This is a genomic window from Patescibacteria group bacterium, assembly GCA_035288465.1.
GTDB lineage: Bacteria > Patescibacteriota > UBA1384 > DATEAH01 > DATEAH01 > DATEAH01.
In genome coordinates this window covers 113,327-131,008 of the sequence record DATEAH010000007.1, presented here as the reverse complement: position 1 = coordinate 131,008, position 17,682 = coordinate 113,327, and the positions used below count along the sequence as shown (strand labels likewise).

Sequence of the window (17,682 nt, the reverse complement as noted above, 5' to 3'; positions counted from 1 at the left end):
CCTTATATATTAATGATGTTTTTTATCATAACCAGCTTCTTCATCATGCTCTTCGGATTCTTCGATTTTGTCCTCATCTTCACGAACTTTTCCCGATAAATACCCCAAATATAAACCTACTAAAGCGGCAAAAAAGGTTACAATCAAAGCATAAATTATCCAAGACGAAACAGTCTTACCGGGCTGTAAATATTTTTTAATAATTTCCGTAATTGCCGTATTCCAAGCCAAAGCTGCCACCAAGGCAAAAGCTGAACCAATCATCACAACTAAGGTTTTAATAAATTCATTGCGAATTTTTCGAGCTGATTTTGAAAATCTTCTCATTTTAATAATTCCTTTTGTAAAACTGATTTTGCTTTTTCCGGATCCGCCATGCCGCGAGTTTCTTTCATAATTTGACCTATAAAAAATTGTATAACTTGTTTTTTGCCATCCTGATAATCCTTGACCAGCTGAGGATTTTTTTTAATTATCTTCAGGCTTATAGTTTTAAGTTCATTTTCCCCAGAAACTAATTCAATCTTTGAATCAGCCATAATTTGGGTCGGATTTTCGCCAGATTCAAACATTGTCTTAAAAATATCTTTGGCAATTTTGCCGGTTAATTCGCCTTTTTCAATCATCATAACTAAATTTGCCAAATCATGAGGCTTAATTTTAATTTCAGAAAAACTCACCGATTCTACCTTCATTTTTGCCAATAACTCAGTTATTAACCAGTTTGCCACTTTTTGCGGATTAACTTTGCTTAAACAGACTTCTTCAAAATAATTAGCTAAGGCCAAATTCGATATTAATACCCCGATGTCATCTTTAGAAAGCTGGTAATCTTTTCGAAAACGAACACTTTTATCATCTGGCAATTCAGGCAAATCAGCCTTAATATCTGAAATTATTTGTTGGTTAAATTCAAAAGTTGGCAAATCCGGTTCGGGAAAATATCGATAATCTGGCGCGGTTTCTTTGCTTCGCTGAGAAAATGTTATTTGTTTTTGATCATGCCAACCGCGCGTTTCGTGAATAATTTTTTCACCACTTTCTAATAATTCTGTCTGCCTTTGAATTTCAAAATTGACCGCTTTTTCGACAGATTTAAATGAATTCAAATTCTTAATTTCAACTTTGGTACCCAATTTATTTTGATTTGAAAGGGAAATATTAGCTTCTACTCGCATTTGGCCTTTTTCCATATTCGCATTTGAAACTGAAAGATATCTTAAAACTAAACGCAGTTTTTGTGCAAACTCGCGAGCTTCTTTGGCCGATAGAAGATCGGGTTCAGTCACAATTTCCATTAAAGGCACGCCCGCGCGATTATAGTCAATTAAGGAATAAACTTCTCCAACTCCCAATGGCGTACTTCCAAGCGAACTTACACCGAGTGGACCTGTATCAATATGAAATAACTTCGCGGTATCTTCTTCCAAGTGGACCCGCCTGGTTCTAATTTTGCGTCCTGAAATTTTTAAATATCCATTTTTACAAAAAGGCATATCATATTGAGAAATCTGGTATCCTTTTGGTAAATCTGGATAAAAATAATTCTTACGATCAAATTTGCTGTTTTTTTGAATTTCGCAATTTAAAGCTAAACCAGTTTTTAAAGTCCAATCAATGGCGGTTTTATTTGCCGTGGGCAAGGTACCTGGCATACCCAAACAAACCGGACAAATATTAATATTCGGCTCGATAATTTCTGGTTCATTTTTACAATCACAAAACATCTTAGATCGAGTTTTTAGTTCAACATGAATTTCTAAACCAATTGTCGGTTTAAATTCCATTTTGCTCCTTAGCTATTTGGAAAATCCTCTCTTCTTCAAGTCGTGGCGCAATCACTTGCAAACCGACCGGTAATTTACCAATAAAACCGGCTGGGATTGAAGCGGCTGGCAAGCCGGCTAAATTTGCCGAAATCGTATAAATATCCGATAAATACATTTTCAAAGGATCTGAAATTTTTTCACCAATTTTAAAGGCTGGGGTAGGGGAAACTGGCCCAACTATTAAATCAACTTTTTGAAATACTTTTGCAAAATCTTTTGAAATTAAGGTTCTTACCTGCTGAGCCTTTTTATAATATGCATCATAATAACCCGCCGATAAAGTATAAGTACCTAGCATTATTCGCCTTTTTACTTCTGTACCAAATCCCTCCTGTCTCGTTTCTAAATATCCGCTAATCAAATCTTTGGCAGAGGATTTTGAGCTTCCATATTTTATGCCATCATATCTGGCCAAATCCGAAGAAGCCTCAGCTAAAGCAATAATATAATATGAAGGTAGTGCGTATTTTAATGTTGGCAAACTAATTTTCGAAATTTTCGCACCCTGTTTTAATAAATGATTAATTGCCTTTTCAATTATTTCTTTGACTTTGACGTCCAAACCTTCACTGAAAAATTCATCCGGAACACCAATTGTTAAGTCATGAGATTTGAGACTTGAGATTTGAGATTGTCCGTCAGCTGACGAATTCGTATTGGTTTTTATGGTTGTCGAATCATGCGGATCGAGACCGGCAATAATCTCTAAAATAATTTTAGCATCTTGAGGGGTTTTGGTAATTGGACCAGCTTGATCCAAACTTGAAGCATAAGCTAAAATGCCATATCGAGAAACTCGACCATAAGTCGGTTTAATCCCAAATACCCCACAAAACGAAGCTGGCTGCCTAATTGATCCACCAGTATCGGTACCAATGGCCGCGATCGACATATTTGCAGCTACAGCCGCTGCTGATCCGCCCGAAGAACCACCTGCAACTCTTTCTGGGTTATGGGGATTTTTGGTTACTCCAAAGGCTGAATTTTCCGTCGAAGAACCCATTCCAAATTCATCCAAATTAGTTTTGCCCAAAATTACCGCCCCGGCATTTAGCAATTTTTGAGTCACCATTGATTCAAAAGCTGGTATATAATTTTCTAAAATCTTTGAACCGGCGGTCGTTTTTAAACCCTTGGTTGAAAAATTATCTTTAATCGCAATTGGAATCCCGTCAATTTGGCTTAAGGTTTTATTTTTAGCTCGCCTGACGTCTGATTTTTCAGCAAGCTTAATTGCAGTCTGCTCATTCAAAGTAATAAAGGCGTTAATTTTTGGATTTTGTTTTTTGATTTCTGAAAAACAATCATGAGTTAATTCCAAAGAAGTGATTTCTTTTTTCTTTAATTTTTCGGCAGCTTCAACAACTGTTAATTTATTTAAATCCATTTTTCCTCAAAAAAAGTAAATCCAAAACTATTTTATTTTTTAATCCTGAATATTAGCTGAAATTTATTGCTGATCTAAAACTATTGGCACCTTAAAATAATCGTCTTTAATTTGTGGTGCATTTTGTAATAATTCTTTTTTGCTCGCCCGATGTTGTGTTTGAGCTTCTGGATTGTCGTCTCGAAAAACATTTTTCAACCCTGTCACCTGCGCAGTTGGTTCAACATCCTTAGTGTCAATTTGATTTAACAATTCTACATACGACAAAACTTCAGACAATTGTTCTGAAAATTCAGATTTTTCTTTCTCTGTGATCCCCAACCGTGCTAATTCGGCAATATGTTCAATTTCCTTTTTTGAAATTCTTACCATCAAACTCCTTTATTTACTTCTATTTTAAAGTTTAGCAAAAATTTCCTCTAAGTTCAAATCTGATTGACAAAAAATAATTATAAGTTATAATGATTTCAAGTCCACCACAAGGAGGAATGATGAATGGGCAATACCACGGTGCGTCCCGAACCTAAGACATTAAGCGTCCCCGAAATTAAGTTATTGGTTGACAATAACTTTCCTAATCCTTTTTCTAAAAATTTCGAAATGCCGTACTATTTGGACAATGTTTTTTCAGAATATCAAGTTGCGTTAGGCGGACACTGGGAGATTCCCGGAGGCAGGATACATTCCGATGTTTGGTTTGCCATGGCAAATATGCTTTGCGATCCCGAACCAACTAATATTACGGCTCGAAATTATTCAAAAGCCCTGGAACCTCTTGACATTAATACGATTGTAGTTCCAAATAACACCAGTGTCTTATTTGGAGTACCGCTAGTAATGAATTTTACCAATTCCAATTCCCGGCTGGTGATTGTGGAAATGAATCAAGAAAATGGATTATTTAAAGCCATGAGAGGGCCTAATACTTTTGAAGAAAATGAAAAAATTCTAATTTTCCAAAATGTCCTTTTTGACCCTACGACAATGATAAGTATCATTCAAGGAATTGTCGAAAACGGCGCCAACAGAAAAAATATTAAGGGTATTGCATTATTTATAACAACCCGTGAGACAATCGAAGCGATTGAAGCTGCAACCCTTGATGATTTATTCCCTTACTCTCTGGTGATTATTAAAAATAGCCATGTTCGTCCAGTTAGATATTGCCAACGATGCCAATCTCGATCATTTTTCGACAAATTGATACGCCGCCGCCCCAAATCATTATTGAATGCATCAGACTATCATTAATTTTCATCTTGCTTAATATTATTTTACGCCTCAGCGTTTTAACAAACTTATCACGCTCAGGCGTTTTTTTATTGCCGAAATAGCAAAAAACTCCTTTAAGTTCAAATTTGATTGACAAAAATAAATTTTTTGATATAATAATTTTAAGTCCACCAACGAGGAGGAATGACCAGATGCAACTGATGGCAAGCACGGACGGCAAAGTCATTGAACCTCGACCACTGACAAAAGAAGAAATCGAACAGCTTTTGGGTGAGGCGAATTTTCATTTTTCCTCTCCGGAATTAACTCCCGATTCGCTCATTGATATCCTTGCTAGATATCGAGTTCTGTTGGCCGGGCACTGGGAAGTTCTCCACACTTTTGCCCATTCATTGGTTTGGCCTCAAATGAGTCGCGTACTTTTGGATCCCAAACCAGGTAATAGAATTGTCAAGGTTTTAGCTGATGCTTTTGCTAATCAAAAAGTCAATGTAGTAGTAGCTGCTAATTATGCGTTTGATGTCTTCTTTGGGACTTCTCTGGCAATGGAACTTGGCGCACGTTTAGTGTTAACCGATATAGACAATAACGGATTTTTTAAGGAAATGAGAGCTGGAGACCTTATTTCGGGCAATGAAAAAGCATTGGTAGCCACTAATGTTATTTTAGACTCTGCCTATGCACATGGTACCATCAAGGGAATACTTAATAATGGTCTCCGTCACGAGAATTTAGTCGGAATTGCCACATTTGTTACCACGCCAGAATATGTCGAAAACCAAACTGCTGATAGTGGGTTATCCCCGCAAAAAATTAATAAAGATTTTTGTTTCCGGGCTCTTCTTTCGCTTCCTAACATCACATTTCATAAATCCGAATGTCCGATGTGCAAGCCACAACCACTTTTATATACCAAAGATTATAGTTAAATTTATTTCCACAATTTTTACGCCTCAGCGTTTTTCAAAATTTATAACGTTTAGGCGTTTTTTTATTATAAAGATTGACAAAAACATACGAAATGATAAAATATTAAAGATTCCGAAACGGAGGTGGCTAAGTTGCCATATGTGAGAGCTCCATACCTTGAAGAAATTGAACCTTTTATTTGGCATGGCGATTATCCGATTGAACTACCATTTTTATTTAGACAAACCAGCTTTAACCATCTTCTCGAAGTCAGACACCCATGTCGGATTAAAGTCAGATGGCGAGGCCGAAATGGTTTAATTAAGTCTGGAATTTGGATTGCCAAACCTGGTATGTTGCTAATCGCCCAATCGCGACGCTTATCTGCTTGGGAATTAAAAGAAATTGCCAAACCGCCAGAAGAACGAGAAATTTCAATCCCTTCCAGAAGCGGCGGATTGTATGTTATAACTATTCGGCGAAATTCAGATATTGTCTCGGCGGCTCGTCAATACCTATATCATATTAGCCACTCGTTGGTAGGAAAAGTCGGTCGCGAAAATTATCCGGCAGGTCTAGGAGAATATACTCGAGCGAAAGTTTGGATCGAAGATTTAATCAGAGCACTTTCAAATCTCTCGCAAACCTTAAAACCAGATTCACCAAAAACCATTGCGGCAAATCAGCTTTTGTTTCAAACTCTAACCGCCTTAAGTCAAACCCGCCAACCAACTTTAATAGATGCTTTAAGAAAAGTTGAGCGTGCCGCTAACGGCAAAGATAGAATTATTGCTATTGGGCAAGCGATTGGTGTTTTAGGGATGTTTCGGCAGGAAAAGTTACAGCAAATGAGGGGTATTACCAATATCGGCTTGGCAATTTATCATATGGCACGCAAAATTAATCAGGGTGCAAATCTTATTTACTTTAATAGTATTCCAAATTTGCTTACAAGATTAGAACCATATGCCATTCAAGGAAAACCTGTAGAACCCAAAGTTCTACTCGCTATTGCCCGTGATATTGAAAACTTGTACCCAAGAATTCAAAAGGTCTTTACTGTTGAACCTTATTACGCTCGCGCCCGATCTCCTCAAGTTAAAAGACTAACTCAAGCCCTAAAATTCGCTAAGGCTAATCAACCTAAAAAAATGTATAATATGCTCGCCAGAGTCCATGCCAAAATTGAAGTTTTAGTAATAAGCGAGGGCGCAATTCCCGAAGCTGCCATTCGAGCCAGAAATTGGTTGAAACGATATTCTATTTCTTAATAAAAATTCAAAAAGAGGTGAATCCTCACCAAGTTATCAAATTAATTTTCCGAGGACCGCCTCTCTTTTTTTATTTTATTAATTTCAGAAATTCTTTCTCGTTTAGAATTTTGATATTTAGCCGCTTCGCTTTATCATATTTCGAGCCAGGATCTGCACCTGCGATTACAAATGAAGTTTGTTTCGAAACTGATTCAGAAATATCCGCACCCAATTCTCGAGCTTTTTCTTTAGCTTCGTCGCGAGTCAAGGTTTCTAAACCTCCTGTAAAAACGAATGATTTGCCGGCTAATTTTTGCTTGCCCCGCGAAGCCTTGGCGAAGTGGGGAGATTTTATTTTAACACCAGATTTTAATAATTTCTCAATAAATTTCAAATTCTCTCTATCTTGAAACCAGTCAAATATGGATTTTGTTACCACCGGACCAATATCTCGAATTATATCAATTTCTTCCAAACTCGCCTTTTTAATTTTTTCAATCGAACCAAATTGCCCCGCCAAATCGATGGCAGTCTCTTCGCCCACATTGGGAATTCCCAAAGCATAAATAAACCTCGCCAATGAAATTTTTTTATGATCCTGGATTGATTCAATAATATTTTGAGCTGATTTTTCGGCAAATCTTTCCAGATTTGCTACATCGCCTTCTTTTAGTCCAAATAAATCCGCCGCATCGCGAATTAGACCTTCGTCAATAAATTTATTAATAATTTTAGGACCAATTCCGGCAATATCAAAAGCGGCACGAGAGACAAAATGACCTAATGCCCGTCGTTGGATCATAAAACATTTTTTATTCAAACACTTATATGCAGCTTTGCCTTTTTCGCGCGCCACCGGACCACCACATTGTGGACAAGTTTTGGGAAATTTAAATTCTTTCTCTTTGCCAGTCCTCAATTCTTTGACCACTTTTTCCACTTCCGGAATGACATCTCCAGCTTTATGAACCACCACCGTATCACCAATTTTGATTTCTTTTTTCCTAATTTCATCCTCATTATGCAAGGTGGCTCGCGACACTGTTGACCCTGCCACTACCACTGGTTTTAAAACCGCTACTGGCGTTAAAGTCCCCATACGACCAACTTGAACATAAATATCTTCAATAATGGTCGTCACTTCTTCCGGTGACCATTTATAAGCAATCATAAATCTAGGCGCCTTTCCAACCACCCCCAATTTCGACCATAACTTTTTTTCATTAACCGTTATCACCACCCCATCTATTTGGTATGGTAATTTTGCCCGTTTTTTCTCCCAATCTTGAAAATATTCTTGCACCGCTTTTAAATTTTCACATTTTTGGCTACCAGGATTAATTTTTAAGCCTAATTCATGAGCCAGCAAATGTTCTAATTCATGAGTTTTTAAATCTAAATCAGTCACAATACTATAAATATAACAATCTAATTTCCGCGAAGCCGTAATTTTGGGATCAAGTTGCCGCACAGACCCGGCGGCAATATTTCGAGGATTTGCGAATTCCAACTGACCGCTCTTTTTCCGTTCGGCGTTTAAAGCTTTAAAATCCTTTAGATTTAAAAATACCTCGCCTCGAACTTCAAGTTCACCGGAAAATATTTTATCAACTAAATTTTTGGGAAAGATTTTGCTCTTAGGACGATTTAATTTTAAAGGAATCGCCTCGATAGTTTTTAAATTTTGAGTGACGTCTTCGCCAGTTTTACCATCACCACGAGTCGCACCTCGTACAAAAATACCATTTTTATAAATTAAAGAAATCGCCAAACCATCCATTTTTAATTCGGCAAAATAATCTAATTTTTGTCCGGGGATTAATTTAGAAATTCTCACTTCCCAAGCTTTTAATTCTTCCTCTGAAAAAGCATCAATTAAAGAAAGCATTGGTTGAGAATGAGTTATTTTTGCAAATTTCGCCAAAGCTTTTCCGCCAACGCGCTGAGTTGGACTATCTGGAGTCACTAAATCTGGAAATTTGTCTTCTAACTCCTGAAGTTCATGCTTTAAAGAATCATTAACCGCATCAGAAACCAAAGACTTATCCTTAACATGATAAGAATATCGATATTTTTCAATGAGTTCTTTGAGTTTTTCAATTCTAATTTTAGCTTGTGGTTTATCCATTGTTTACTGCTAACTGTTTACTATTTATTTCTTTCATTATATTGATTTTTGACTCAAAAAACAAGAAAAAAAGGCAACCTTTCTTAATTTATTGAAAAGTTGCCCAAATTTGGAAAGTTTAAAATCTATGAATTAGGATACTACTACAGTGGGTGGCGTCTCAAGAATCTGTTGTTCGGGGTCATAAAGATCGTCTTCATAAATCGGGGTTCCATTTTGTGGAAAAATACGATTGGGATTGCATCTCTCGCAACAAAGATGCCCAACGCGTCTAACGTCACCGCCTCCGCCCATAAAGGGCTGAATCCAAATTGAGCGATTAATTATAACCATTTGTATGAGGGCGCCTGTTTGCTTGCACCACCAATTGCCTTGCTCGTCTTGCCTACCGTGTTTCATCAACCATTTCTGGTCTTCGTTGGGGATTGGATACATCTCCTCGTGCCTCCTTCAGTACGATGCTTGATTGATTTTATCCGTCGAGGCTATTAACAAACGTGAAAAAACAACAAGATTTAGCATAAAACTGAAACATAAGCCGCACGCAAGAATAACTCATTTAAATCAGAGATGTAATATTTAGCGTTTTCTTTCCGAAACAAGATTACCTGGACACGATTTGGATCTCAACTTGAATTAATATAATAATAGTGCATTTGATAATAAAAATCAAGTCTTTCAAATAAAAAAATCTGCCTAAAACTAAACAGATTTAATAGCCTCTACGAAATAAATTAATGATCTGCGGAAAATTTACCAGTCACCCATTCAAAATACTCCATTTCATTTTGCCAATTACGGATTCCGCATTTAAAACCAGGATTCGAGGGGTGCGGATTGCCAGATGATTCCATGTCTTTAATGCCTAAAACATAAAAAGCACCTTTGTTAGCCGGACAGCTCATCTGACCAGCTGGATATCGGTAATAATAATAACCAGAACAAGCCACTTTTCCCGTCGGATCTACTGGCAGAGGGTGAGAATCGATTTGGGTTAATTTATCTTGCAATAAGGGGTAAAGCTGGTTTCCAGTATCCCAACCAGCACATCCCGTATTGTCATAGATCGGATATTGCCCAAATGTTTCAAAATATAATTCTAATGCGGTCTGAATTGTGCGCATATCAGTTAATCTAACGGCATCACGAGCTTTTTTTCGCGCACTCCCCAGACTCGCCAAAACTATTATTGCAATGATCCCAATTACGGCGATTACCACCAAAAGTTCAATTAAAGTAAAACCCCTCTTTTTCATTCTTCCTCGATAAAGATTAATCTAATTATATTATAAAAGATTAAAGCATTTTTCGCAAAGCCCTAATCCGTTCCTCCACGGGTGGATGCGTCGAAAATAGGCTCGATACCTTTTTATTTTTAAGGGGATTGGCAAAATATAAATGCGCTGTGGCGCGGTTTGCCACTTCTAATGGCTCGGGATCTTTTGATATTTTTTCCAAAGCCTCGGCTAATCCTTCCGGATATCGCGTTAATAATACGCCCGAGGCATCAGCTAAAAATTCCCTTTTCCTGGAAATTGCCAATTGAATCAAAGTGGCGGCAATTGGCGCCACAATGGCTAAAATAATTCCAATTAAAAGTAAAATTGCCCCAATTTGCCCTCCCTCATTATTATTGCGGCGTCCACCTCCCCACCAACTCCACCTCAAAAACCAATCCGACAATAAAGCCACCACGCCCACCAAAACCACCACGATTGTCATCAGCCGAATATCATAATTTCCCACATGCGATAATTCATGTGCAATCACACCTTCAAGTTCATTTTTATTTAACTTGCCTAATAACCCAGTCGTGACTGCTATCGCCGCGCGTTTGGGATCGCGACCGGTGGCAAAGGCATTTGGCGCCGAATCGGAAATTAGATAAATTTTGGGCTTTGGCAAACCGGCAGTAATCGCTAAATTTTCTACTAAACGATGCAATTCTAAAAATGGCTCTGTTCTGGAAACTGGTTTTGCTCGAGAAATGGCTAAAGTGATTCGGTCGGAATAATAATAAGAAATTAAAGTCTGAAATAACGAGAATAAAACTGCTGCCACTAAAATAAAATAATTATTATATATCTGAGCAAATACAAAACCAATCCCAATTATAAAAATTAGGAATAGTCCCATCAATAAGACAGTTCTTCGTTTATTAGAATCGATTTGTTGATACATAGTAATTAAAATTTGACTTTAACTGATTCTCGCGCGGCTGGTTCTTCTAATTCAAAAAGCTCCATTTGCTTGTAGCCAAACATACCAGCCACCGCATTGTCTGGAAATTTTTCGATTTTGATGTTCAGATCTCTAACATTCGCGTTGTAAAATCTGCGAGCCGCTTCTATCTTATTCTCAGTATCAGTTAGCTCATCTTGCAATTTTTGGAAATTTTCTGAGGCTCGAAGTTGCGGATAATTTTCAGCTACGGCAAAAATACTCTTTAAGGTTTTTGAAAGAGCGTTTTCAGCTTGCGCTTGTTCGGCTGGTCCCTCAGCTGACATTGCCTCAGCGCGAGCTTTGGTAACTTTTTCAAATAGCTCTTTTTCATGTTTTGCATAGCCTTTGACTGATTCAACCAAATTTGGAATTAGGTCATAGCGTCTTTTGAGCTGCACATCAATATCAGACCAAGCTTCTTTTGTCCTGTTTTTCAAAACTACTAAACCATTAAAAATTGCAATTACCCAAACGACCAAAACTAAAACTACCCCCAAAATCACCCATAAAGCAATCATTTTTCCTCCTGCTAATTCATAAAATTATTTCAATATTATTTGGTCATTATATATAAGAATAAATTCCCAACTTTTTTACCGGCAGAATCTGAAGTATTTTCCAAAATACAGCTTAATTGGAAACTCTCCCCATCAGATTTATATCCATAATAATGGTCGGGCGTTTGTGGATCTTTCGGTATCGAGCTTAAGTATTTATCAACCAAAGCCGAAGCCAAAACACTGTTGGCGCTATCTGTTCGCTCATTGGTCGCAGCAATCGGATACTGACCATTATCCTGATGATATAATTTTAAAGCTGCGGAAATTGAGGCTAAGTCAGTTTTTCTAGTAGCATCCCTCGATGCCGACGAATTTTGGTTTTTGGTTTGAGTATTAATAGCTCCGTTCGTGATAAAATTAATTACTAAACTCTCAAAACTATGTTTTTCAACATCTTTTTCATTAGGGGTTGAAATTACAACCGGTTTATTATAATCGGAAAAATTAATCATCAGTTCTTCTTTGGTCATCGCTTGGGCATTCCCCCCCTCGCCAGAAAATTTCAGTTGATAGATTAAATGATCATTTTTGCCGATACTTATTTCAATAATTGGATCGGAAGTAAAATCTATTCCAAGTTGACTTTTTAGAATATTTTTATCAAGGACTACCCGATATTGGTAGACTGGCACTTGATTCACAACTGTGATTGTTCGTTGGTATGATTTTATTGATTTTTTAACATCTTGTAAAAATTCTTTATTGGCGTCATCTGATGAAACTGATTTTAGATAAATCATATATTGATTATAATCAATTTCCTGCCATTTATTTTGCGCCAATCCTGGGGTTAAAAAACTATCAGAAAATTTGATATATAATTTATTATTGCTCGTAATTGTTTGTGCAGTAATTTTGGTCTTATCATTAAAATATATTTTGGATAATTTTTGTCCAAAATTTGTCGATAATTCGGCTTTGCTTTTATCCGGTGGTATTATATCTCCAGACAAAGACATTTCAATAATTGATTGAGAAGTTAATTCTCCCAAAACTTGGCCTTTGGTGTTTTTAGGCTGAGTCTTTTTCTTCGCTGTTGAAATTTGGTTCAGGATACTTCCGGAAATCTTTAGTTGACCTGAAAAATGAACACCGCTGACTATTTGTTCTTTTTTGATGACTTCGGCTAAGGCAAGGGGCGGATAAATCGGCATCCCTTTCCATAATTTTTCCAAACCATATCGATTGTAATATTTATCTAAACCAATATTAAGTTTCCCAATTTCAGTCGCATATACTAAACCTGTCGGAACTAAAATAATTAATAATAAAATAATTAATAAAATCCGACCTAAGCAACTTTTTTTCTTTTTTTCTGGAGCCAGCGTCATTGTTTCAGGTGCATTTTCCGGACCTTGATTAATATAGGTTGGAGGCTGATTTGGGGCCGCTGGAACCGACATGGGCGTCGGAGCTGGCGCTTGGTTGGGAGGATTATTACCAGGATTAATAATAATATTGTTCGGATTATTGTCCTGAGAGTTTTCCATGCCCCTCCTTAAATTTTATAAAATATTTTATTTTTTCTTACTTTTTGATTTTTTTGTGGCTTTTTTGACCTTTTTTAAACTCCCGGCAGTTTTGGTTTTGGCTGATTTTGCCGCTTTTTCCGCTTCCACGCTAATGTTCACTTTTGTTTCAACGTCAGGTGTGAGTTGAAGAGTTAGTGCAAAATTTCCAATATTTCTAATCGGTAGCTTGCCAATTAATTTCGCTTTTTTCAATTCAATTTTAACGTTTTTTGAAATCTCTTTCAAGATTTGGTCTGCGGTGATTGATCCAAATATTTTTTTGCTGTCTTTTGTTGCTTTTGCCATCATTTTAAGGCGAAAATTGGAAATTTTTTCAACAATTTCGCGGGCTTTGGCAATTTCAGCTTCCCGCAATTTTTGTTTTTTCGCCGCCTCTTCTAGCAATTTAACCGCTCTGGGATCAGTGCTTAAAATTGCTTTTTGCTGAGGAATCAAATAATTTTGAACATACCCTTTGGCAGCTAAAATTTTCTCACCTTTTTGGCCAAGTTTTTCCACTTCTGAAATTAAAACCACTTCAATTTTTTTATGTGCTTTTTTCATGTTTTTAAAAATAGCTAAAAATAACTATATCCTTTCTGATTTTATAAAATCTATTTTTTAATTTCTGATAATGCGCGATCTAATTGCGGATCTCGATCAGCGTCAATATCTTTTTGGGTCATTTCAACCACAATATCGGGTTCAATACCCGATGAATTAATGTATCTACCTTTTGGCGTCAACCACTTCGCCACCGTTAATCTCAAATATGCCTCATCTTTTAAAGCTTCCAGTTCTTGAACAGAACCCTTGCCAAAGGTTTTTTCGCCAATTAATTTGCCTTTGCCTAAATCTTGTATCGCGCCAGCGACAATTTCCGAAGCTGAGGCCGAACCGCCGTTAACCAAAACTACTAATTTATAACCTTCTAATCTGCCGTCGCCGGTTGATTTATATTCATCTTTTTTGTCACCTTTGTATTGTTCAGAAACAATCACGCCGTTTTTAATAAAGGCGCTGGCGATATTAACTGAAGTTTCTAAATATCCACCCGGATTATCCCTTAAATCTAAAATTATTCCTTTGGGTTTTTTCAGCTGGATTTCAGAGATGGCTTTGTTGAATAAATCTTCGGTGTCATCACCAAATTGGTCAATTTTGATATAGGCGATATTACTATCCTTAAATTCATATTTAACACTTTCAACCTTAATTTTATCTCTAGTCACAGTATAATCTTTTTGTTTGCCATTCCGATAAATTGTTAAGGTTACCTTGGTTCCTTTCACACCTCTAATTTTATTTACCACTTCATCCAACGTCATGTTTGTCGTTTCTTTGCCATCTATTTTTAAAATTATATCATTTGCCATCAAACCAGCTTTTGAAGCGGGAGTATCTTTTAGGGCGGAAACTATCGTAATTTGGTTATTTTTCATCGTAATTTCGACACCAATGCCATCAAAAATACCCTCTAAATCATTTAAAAATGTTTTTGATTGGCCAGGCTCCATAAAAACTGAGTATGGGTCATCTAAACCTGTCAAAATTCCAGAAATTGCGCCATAAAATATTTTCTTGCGATCCACCTTGCCCGGATATTGATCTTCAACCTTATTCCAAACCTCCCAAAAAAGCGAAAAATCGATATCTTTGGGTTTGCCCAATTCCGTATTAGTAATTTGCGGGACAAATTTTTTCGAAAAAACTAAATTCGCGTGACCATGTAAATAGCCCAGAAAATAAAAAATTCCTAGGCTCAAAACAAAAATAATAGGCAAGAGTATTTTTCTAAACTTCAATTTCTCCTCCAATGCCTATTATTATAACTCAAAACTAATTTTTAGGCAAATTTTAAAAAAATGCTTGTCACATAATTTTATCAAGTATTTTCTTAAGCGTATAATATCTAGTTTGTTTTTTGTGATGGACGGTAACACTTTTTAATAATACCATTTTACCTTTGATTAAAGCTATTATTTTTTCTTGTTCTTTACCTTTATAAAATCCCCTTTTAAGTCTATAAACTTGACTCCGTAAAATTTTATACCATTTTTTAGGAATATTAATCTTCTTAGATATTGATTGCCCAAGTAAATCGCTGCAATGCTCCTTGAGGATAATAGAAACCCCATCTTTCAGATTTAAACCATTAGAATGAATTATATTCTCAATTTTTTTCGATATGTCTTTAATTATTTTTAGTTGATTTTTTTTCGGAAATGAAATCATAATGTCATCAATCCATCGGGAATATTTACAGCCAAACGGTAGTACAGTTATAATTTGATTATCAATCTTATCTAATATTAAATTCGCCATGCCCGGACTTGAAGGTGCACCCTGAGGAAGAGATCCTTCAAAAGTTATTATTTCTGTGAACAATTTAGCGTATTTATATGTAAAACCAAAGTTCAACAATTCTTTAACCACTACTTTTTTTCTAATCGAAGGGAAACAATTTTTAATATCACATTTAAGAATAAAATAATTACATCTGTGAAGTTTAGCGACATCTTCTCGGCATTTATTCTTCACGCCACCATAAGCGAATTTTAATTTTTTCATACGAAAAATATAGCTACCCAGCTTTTTTTGGAAAGATTTCAATTCGGGTGCGGGCTCCGTTATTACCCTTATTCCACCAGATTTTTTCGGGATAGATCGCTTTTTATATTTATTTTTTAGCTTAATAAGACTAATAATTTTTTGATCGTTAATATCAAAAATATCATTTAAATCTTTTTGAGAACGTATGGGTTGCAATTTCATATTTAATCCCTCTTCATGAGGGCATTAATCGGTACCCTAAAAGGTCCTTTATGACTTTGATCACTGCTAATAATTTAGCAACTAAATCGAGAATCATTCCAGACCTTTTCAACCAGCCTTTTAGTTTAATTTTCATAAACCTCCTTTCTTGCCTTAATAAAAGGAGGTGCAGTTAAAGGCTGATTATGGCAAAAGCAGTTCCATGCATACTTCAAATTCGTGAGTTGATCATTAAAATAATTTTGAATATTATTATCTTAAATCACATAATCCATAACTCCATTTTCGCAGTTGAGTAGTAGTAACAAACGGCAAGAAATTTTGGAGGCGAAAAAACACCAACTTTAGTGCGTTGCGCACTACTCAAATATAATTCGAGTAATTTTATTTTATGATAAAAATCAAATTTTGTCAATAACTTAAAACACAAACCAAAGGTTTTTGCCCCTCTTTTTTAAATTCATTTTTAATTAATATTTAAATTTATGGTAGTAATGGTCTTACAGATGATCCCCACATCCTATTCCTAATTTCAAAATGGAGATGAAAATCGGTTGAGAAACCACTATTACCCTCTGAGCCAATCACCGTTTTTCCTCCAGAAACTCTAGTCCCCACTCTTACCCTCACAGAACCCTGACTTAAATGTCCATATATTGAAACATGACCATCATTATGTTCAATTATAACCCGATTACCATATCCTCCACCACAACCATAATCTCCAACAGAATCACGGCAAGAGTTAACTGTATCTTTAACAACCCCGTCTTTTGCTGCTCTAACTGAAGTATAGGGGCTGGCAACAATATCTATGCCCGTATGGCATTTACCACAAAAATATGCATCACACCCACAAGCCCCATATGGGACACTTATTCTTCCATACATCGGCCAATTTGGGACACTATAACCAGGTCCACTATCAGGACCACCCGAATACAAAGCAGCTTCCATACGTTTCAGTTCGGCGTTGGATCTCTCCCATTCTATTTGTCTCTGTGACAATAATTGTTGGTATGCAAACTCTTGACCTCTTGTCTCAACCAGTAAACCATTCCGCGTATTTCTTTGCCCGCTTAGACCTGACTCTTTTATTTTTAATTCATCTTTTTTCTCAGCCAATTGGGTTTTTTTAGTTTCCTGCTCTTTTTTATCAGTTGCAAGGGCAGACTTTACTTGTTTGATTTCTGCCATTGTATTTTCGATTTTGCCTTCAACTGCCCCCAAATATTCAGTTTGGTCCAAAACCTGCGAAATATTATTAGAAGAAAATAGCATTTCAATAAAACTGGTGTCAGTTTCTTGATAAATTACTCTCAAGGCTTCGTTGAGAATTTGTTTTTGACGTTTTAATTCTTTTTCCTTTTGAGCAATTTGTGTATTAAGTTTAGTAATTTCAACCTGCGCTAAATCAATTTCAGTCTGCGTTTTATTAATTGAGAGTTGAGTCTGTCTGATTTGCGCATCCATTGATGAAACTTGACCTGCCAAGGTTCTTCTTTCGCCGGATTTTTGATTTAAGAGCTTTTGCTGCTGATCAATTTGAGATTGAATATTCTGCAGTTCTCTTTGTTTATCCTGAATTGAATCTGCAGCAGTATATTGCGGAAATAAAAAAACTATGAGAAAAACATAAAGCACAATTTTGCTCATAGTTTGCATAGTTTTTGTCAAAAAATTCTTCAAGAGCATTTGCCCCTCAATATTTATAAATTCTAATTTCTAAGCACTAAACTCTAAACAATACCTGTTTGTGATTTATAATTTTGGAATTGTAATTTGTTTAGAATTTCGGATTTAGGATTTATGATTTTCTTTAATATCTATTATACCAAATTTATAAAAATATTTCAAGCCCTCCTTCCCCAAGT

18 protein-coding genes are annotated in these 17,682 nt (G+C 36.1%); 3 read left to right on the top strand and 15 right to left on the bottom strand.

Features of this window, described 5'->3' with window-relative positions; all coding sequences use genetic code 11:
• Positions 1-9 precede the first annotated feature (9 nt).
• From VJJ80_03010 to gatC, 4 genes are all read right to left on the bottom strand, one after another.
• Positions 10-327, bottom strand: a complete 318-nt coding sequence (locus VJJ80_03010) for a DUF5654 family protein (GenBank protein ID HLC39062.1) — start codon at positions 325-327, stop codon at positions 10-12.
• The gene (gene gatB / locus VJJ80_03005; GenBank protein ID HLC39061.1) at positions 324-1,787 is read right to left on the bottom strand and encodes an Asp-tRNA(Asn)/Glu-tRNA(Gln) amidotransferase subunit GatB; all 1,464 of its coding nucleotides are present in this window, start codon (positions 1,785-1,787) and stop codon (positions 324-326) included. Before gatB ends, VJJ80_03010 begins: the two co-directional genes overlap by 4 nt.
• A complete protein-coding gene (gene gatA / locus VJJ80_03000; GenBank protein ID HLC39060.1) occupies positions 1,777-3,216 on the bottom strand; it encodes an Asp-tRNA(Asn)/Glu-tRNA(Gln) amidotransferase subunit GatA in 1,440 nt (479 codons plus the stop codon). Before gatA ends, gatB begins: the two co-directional genes overlap by 11 nt.
• 63 nt (positions 3,217-3,279) lie before the next feature.
• Complete coding sequence (gene gatC, locus VJJ80_02995) at positions 3,280-3,588, bottom strand: Asp-tRNA(Asn)/Glu-tRNA(Gln) amidotransferase subunit GatC (protein HLC39059.1); 309 nt, start codon at positions 3,586-3,588, stop codon at positions 3,280-3,282.
• A gap of 123 nt (positions 3,589-3,711) precedes the next feature.
• Between gatC and VJJ80_02990 the strand changes: the two genes are divergently transcribed.
• From VJJ80_02990 to VJJ80_02980, 3 genes are all read left to right on the top strand, one after another.
• The gene (locus VJJ80_02990; GenBank protein HLC39058.1) at positions 3,712-4,467 is read left to right on the top strand and encodes a hypothetical protein; all 756 of its coding nucleotides are present in this window, start codon (positions 3,712-3,714) and stop codon (positions 4,465-4,467) included.
• A gap of 173 nt (positions 4,468-4,640) precedes the next feature.
• Positions 4,641-5,378, top strand: a complete 738-nt coding sequence (locus tag VJJ80_02985; protein HLC39057.1) for a hypothetical protein — start codon at positions 4,641-4,643, stop codon at positions 5,376-5,378.
• 123 nt (positions 5,379-5,501) lie between these two features.
• Positions 5,502-6,629, top strand: a complete 1,128-nt coding sequence (locus tag VJJ80_02980) for a hypothetical protein (protein HLC39056.1) — start codon at positions 5,502-5,504, stop codon at positions 6,627-6,629.
• Positions 6,630-6,699: 70 nt separating this feature from the next.
• Here the strand turns inward: VJJ80_02980 and ligA are convergent, their stop codons facing one another.
• The 11 genes from ligA to VJJ80_02925 all read right to left on the bottom strand — a co-directional run bounded on the left by ligA (position 6,700) and on the right by VJJ80_02925 (position 17,503).
• A complete protein-coding gene (gene ligA / locus VJJ80_02975) occupies positions 6,700-8,739 on the bottom strand; it encodes an NAD-dependent DNA ligase LigA (GenBank protein ID HLC39055.1) in 2,040 nt (679 codons plus the stop codon).
• Positions 8,740-8,871: 132 nt separating this feature from the next.
• The gene (locus VJJ80_02970; GenBank protein HLC39054.1) at positions 8,872-9,174 is read right to left on the bottom strand and encodes a hypothetical protein; all 303 of its coding nucleotides are present in this window, start codon (positions 9,172-9,174) and stop codon (positions 8,872-8,874) included.
• A 299-nt stretch (positions 9,175-9,473) separates the two neighbouring features.
• Positions 9,474-9,995: a prepilin-type N-terminal cleavage/methylation domain-containing protein gene (locus tag VJJ80_02965; GenBank protein ID HLC39053.1), complete on the bottom strand. Its 522-nt coding sequence runs from the start codon at positions 9,993-9,995 to the stop codon at positions 9,474-9,476.
• 40 nt (positions 9,996-10,035) lie between these two features.
• On the bottom strand, positions 10,036-10,920 hold the full coding sequence (htpX, locus tag VJJ80_02960) for a zinc metalloprotease HtpX (GenBank protein ID HLC39052.1): 885 nt from the start codon (positions 10,918-10,920) through the stop codon (positions 10,036-10,038).
• A 5-nt stretch (positions 10,921-10,925) separates the two neighbouring features.
• The gene (locus tag VJJ80_02955) at positions 10,926-11,480 is read right to left on the bottom strand and encodes a LemA family protein (GenBank protein HLC39051.1); all 555 of its coding nucleotides are present in this window, start codon (positions 11,478-11,480) and stop codon (positions 10,926-10,928) included.
• A 35-nt stretch (positions 11,481-11,515) separates the two neighbouring features.
• Complete coding sequence (locus VJJ80_02950; protein ID HLC39050.1) at positions 11,516-13,012, bottom strand: type II secretion system protein GspG; 1,497 nt, start codon at positions 13,010-13,012, stop codon at positions 11,516-11,518.
• 27 nt (positions 13,013-13,039) lie between these two features.
• Positions 13,040-13,597, bottom strand: coding sequence for a 50S ribosomal protein L9 (rplI, locus tag VJJ80_02945; GenBank protein ID HLC39049.1), 558 nt, complete (start codon positions 13,595-13,597; stop codon positions 13,040-13,042).
• A gap of 50 nt (positions 13,598-13,647) precedes the next feature.
• Positions 13,648-14,838 (bottom strand): S41 family peptidase, encoded by a 1,191-nt coding sequence (locus tag VJJ80_02940; GenBank protein ID HLC39048.1) that lies wholly within the window; start codon positions 14,836-14,838, stop codon positions 13,648-13,650.
• Positions 14,839-14,905: 67 nt separating this feature from the next.
• Entirely contained in the window at positions 14,906-15,808 is a 903-nt protein-coding gene (locus VJJ80_02935) for a reverse transcriptase domain-containing protein (protein ID HLC39047.1), read from the bottom strand.
• Between the two features lie 13 nt (positions 15,809-15,821).
• On the bottom strand, positions 15,822-15,944 hold the full coding sequence (locus VJJ80_02930) for a hypothetical protein (GenBank protein ID HLC39046.1): 123 nt from the start codon (positions 15,942-15,944) through the stop codon (positions 15,822-15,824).
• A 347-nt stretch (positions 15,945-16,291) separates the two neighbouring features.
• A complete protein-coding gene (locus tag VJJ80_02925; protein ID HLC39045.1) occupies positions 16,292-17,503 on the bottom strand; it encodes a peptidoglycan DD-metalloendopeptidase family protein in 1,212 nt (403 codons plus the stop codon).
• Between the last annotated feature and the right edge of the window lie 179 nt (positions 17,504-17,682).

What these genes read in the sequence shown, in the direction of transcription:
- VJJ80_03010 (HLC39062.1), bottom strand. Translation starts at nt 327, where the DNA reads ATGAGAAGATTTTCAAAATCAGCTCGAAAAATTCGCAATGAATTTATT.
- gatB (HLC39061.1), bottom strand. Translation starts at nt 1,787, where the DNA reads ATGGAATTTAAACCGACAATTGGTTTAGAAATTCATGTTGAACTAAAA.
- gatA (HLC39060.1), bottom strand. Translation starts at nt 3,216, where the DNA reads ATGGATTTAAATAAATTAACAGTTGTTGAAGCTGCCGAAAAATTAAAG.
- gatC (HLC39059.1), bottom strand. Translation starts at nt 3,588, where the DNA reads ATGGTAAGAATTTCAAAAAAGGAAATTGAACATATTGCCGAATTAGCA.
- VJJ80_02990 (HLC39058.1), top strand. Translation starts at nt 3,712, where the DNA reads ATGGGCAATACCACGGTGCGTCCCGAACCTAAGACATTAAGCGTCCCC.
- VJJ80_02985 (HLC39057.1), top strand. Translation starts at nt 4,641, where the DNA reads ATGCAACTGATGGCAAGCACGGACGGCAAAGTCATTGAACCTCGACCA.
- ligA (HLC39055.1), bottom strand. Translation starts at nt 8,739, where the DNA reads ATGGATAAACCACAAGCTAAAATTAGAATTGAAAAACTCAAAGAACTC.
- VJJ80_02970 (HLC39054.1), bottom strand. Translation starts at nt 9,174, where the DNA reads ATGTATCCAATCCCCAACGAAGACCAGAAATGGTTGATGAAACACGGT.
- VJJ80_02965 (HLC39053.1), bottom strand. Translation starts at nt 9,995, where the DNA reads ATGAAAAAGAGGGGTTTTACTTTAATTGAACTTTTGGTGGTAATCGCC.
- htpX (HLC39052.1), bottom strand. Translation starts at nt 10,920, where the DNA reads ATGTATCAACAAATCGATTCTAATAAACGAAGAACTGTCTTATTGATG.
- VJJ80_02955 (HLC39051.1), bottom strand. Translation starts at nt 11,480, where the DNA reads ATGATTGCTTTATGGGTGATTTTGGGGGTAGTTTTAGTTTTGGTCGTT.
- VJJ80_02950 (HLC39050.1), bottom strand. Translation starts at nt 13,012, where the DNA reads ATGGAAAACTCTCAGGACAATAATCCGAACAATATTATTATTAATCCT.
- rplI (HLC39049.1), bottom strand. Translation starts at nt 13,597, where the DNA reads ATGAAAAAAGCACATAAAAAAATTGAAGTGGTTTTAATTTCAGAAGTG.
- VJJ80_02935 (HLC39047.1), bottom strand. Translation starts at nt 15,808, where the DNA reads ATGAAATTGCAACCCATACGTTCTCAAAAAGATTTAAATGATATTTTT.
- VJJ80_02930 (HLC39046.1), bottom strand. Translation starts at nt 15,944, where the DNA reads ATGAAAATTAAACTAAAAGGCTGGTTGAAAAGGTCTGGAATGATTCTC.
- VJJ80_02925 (HLC39045.1), bottom strand. Translation starts at nt 17,503, where the DNA reads ATGCTCTTGAAGAATTTTTTGACAAAAACTATGCAAACTATGAGCAAA.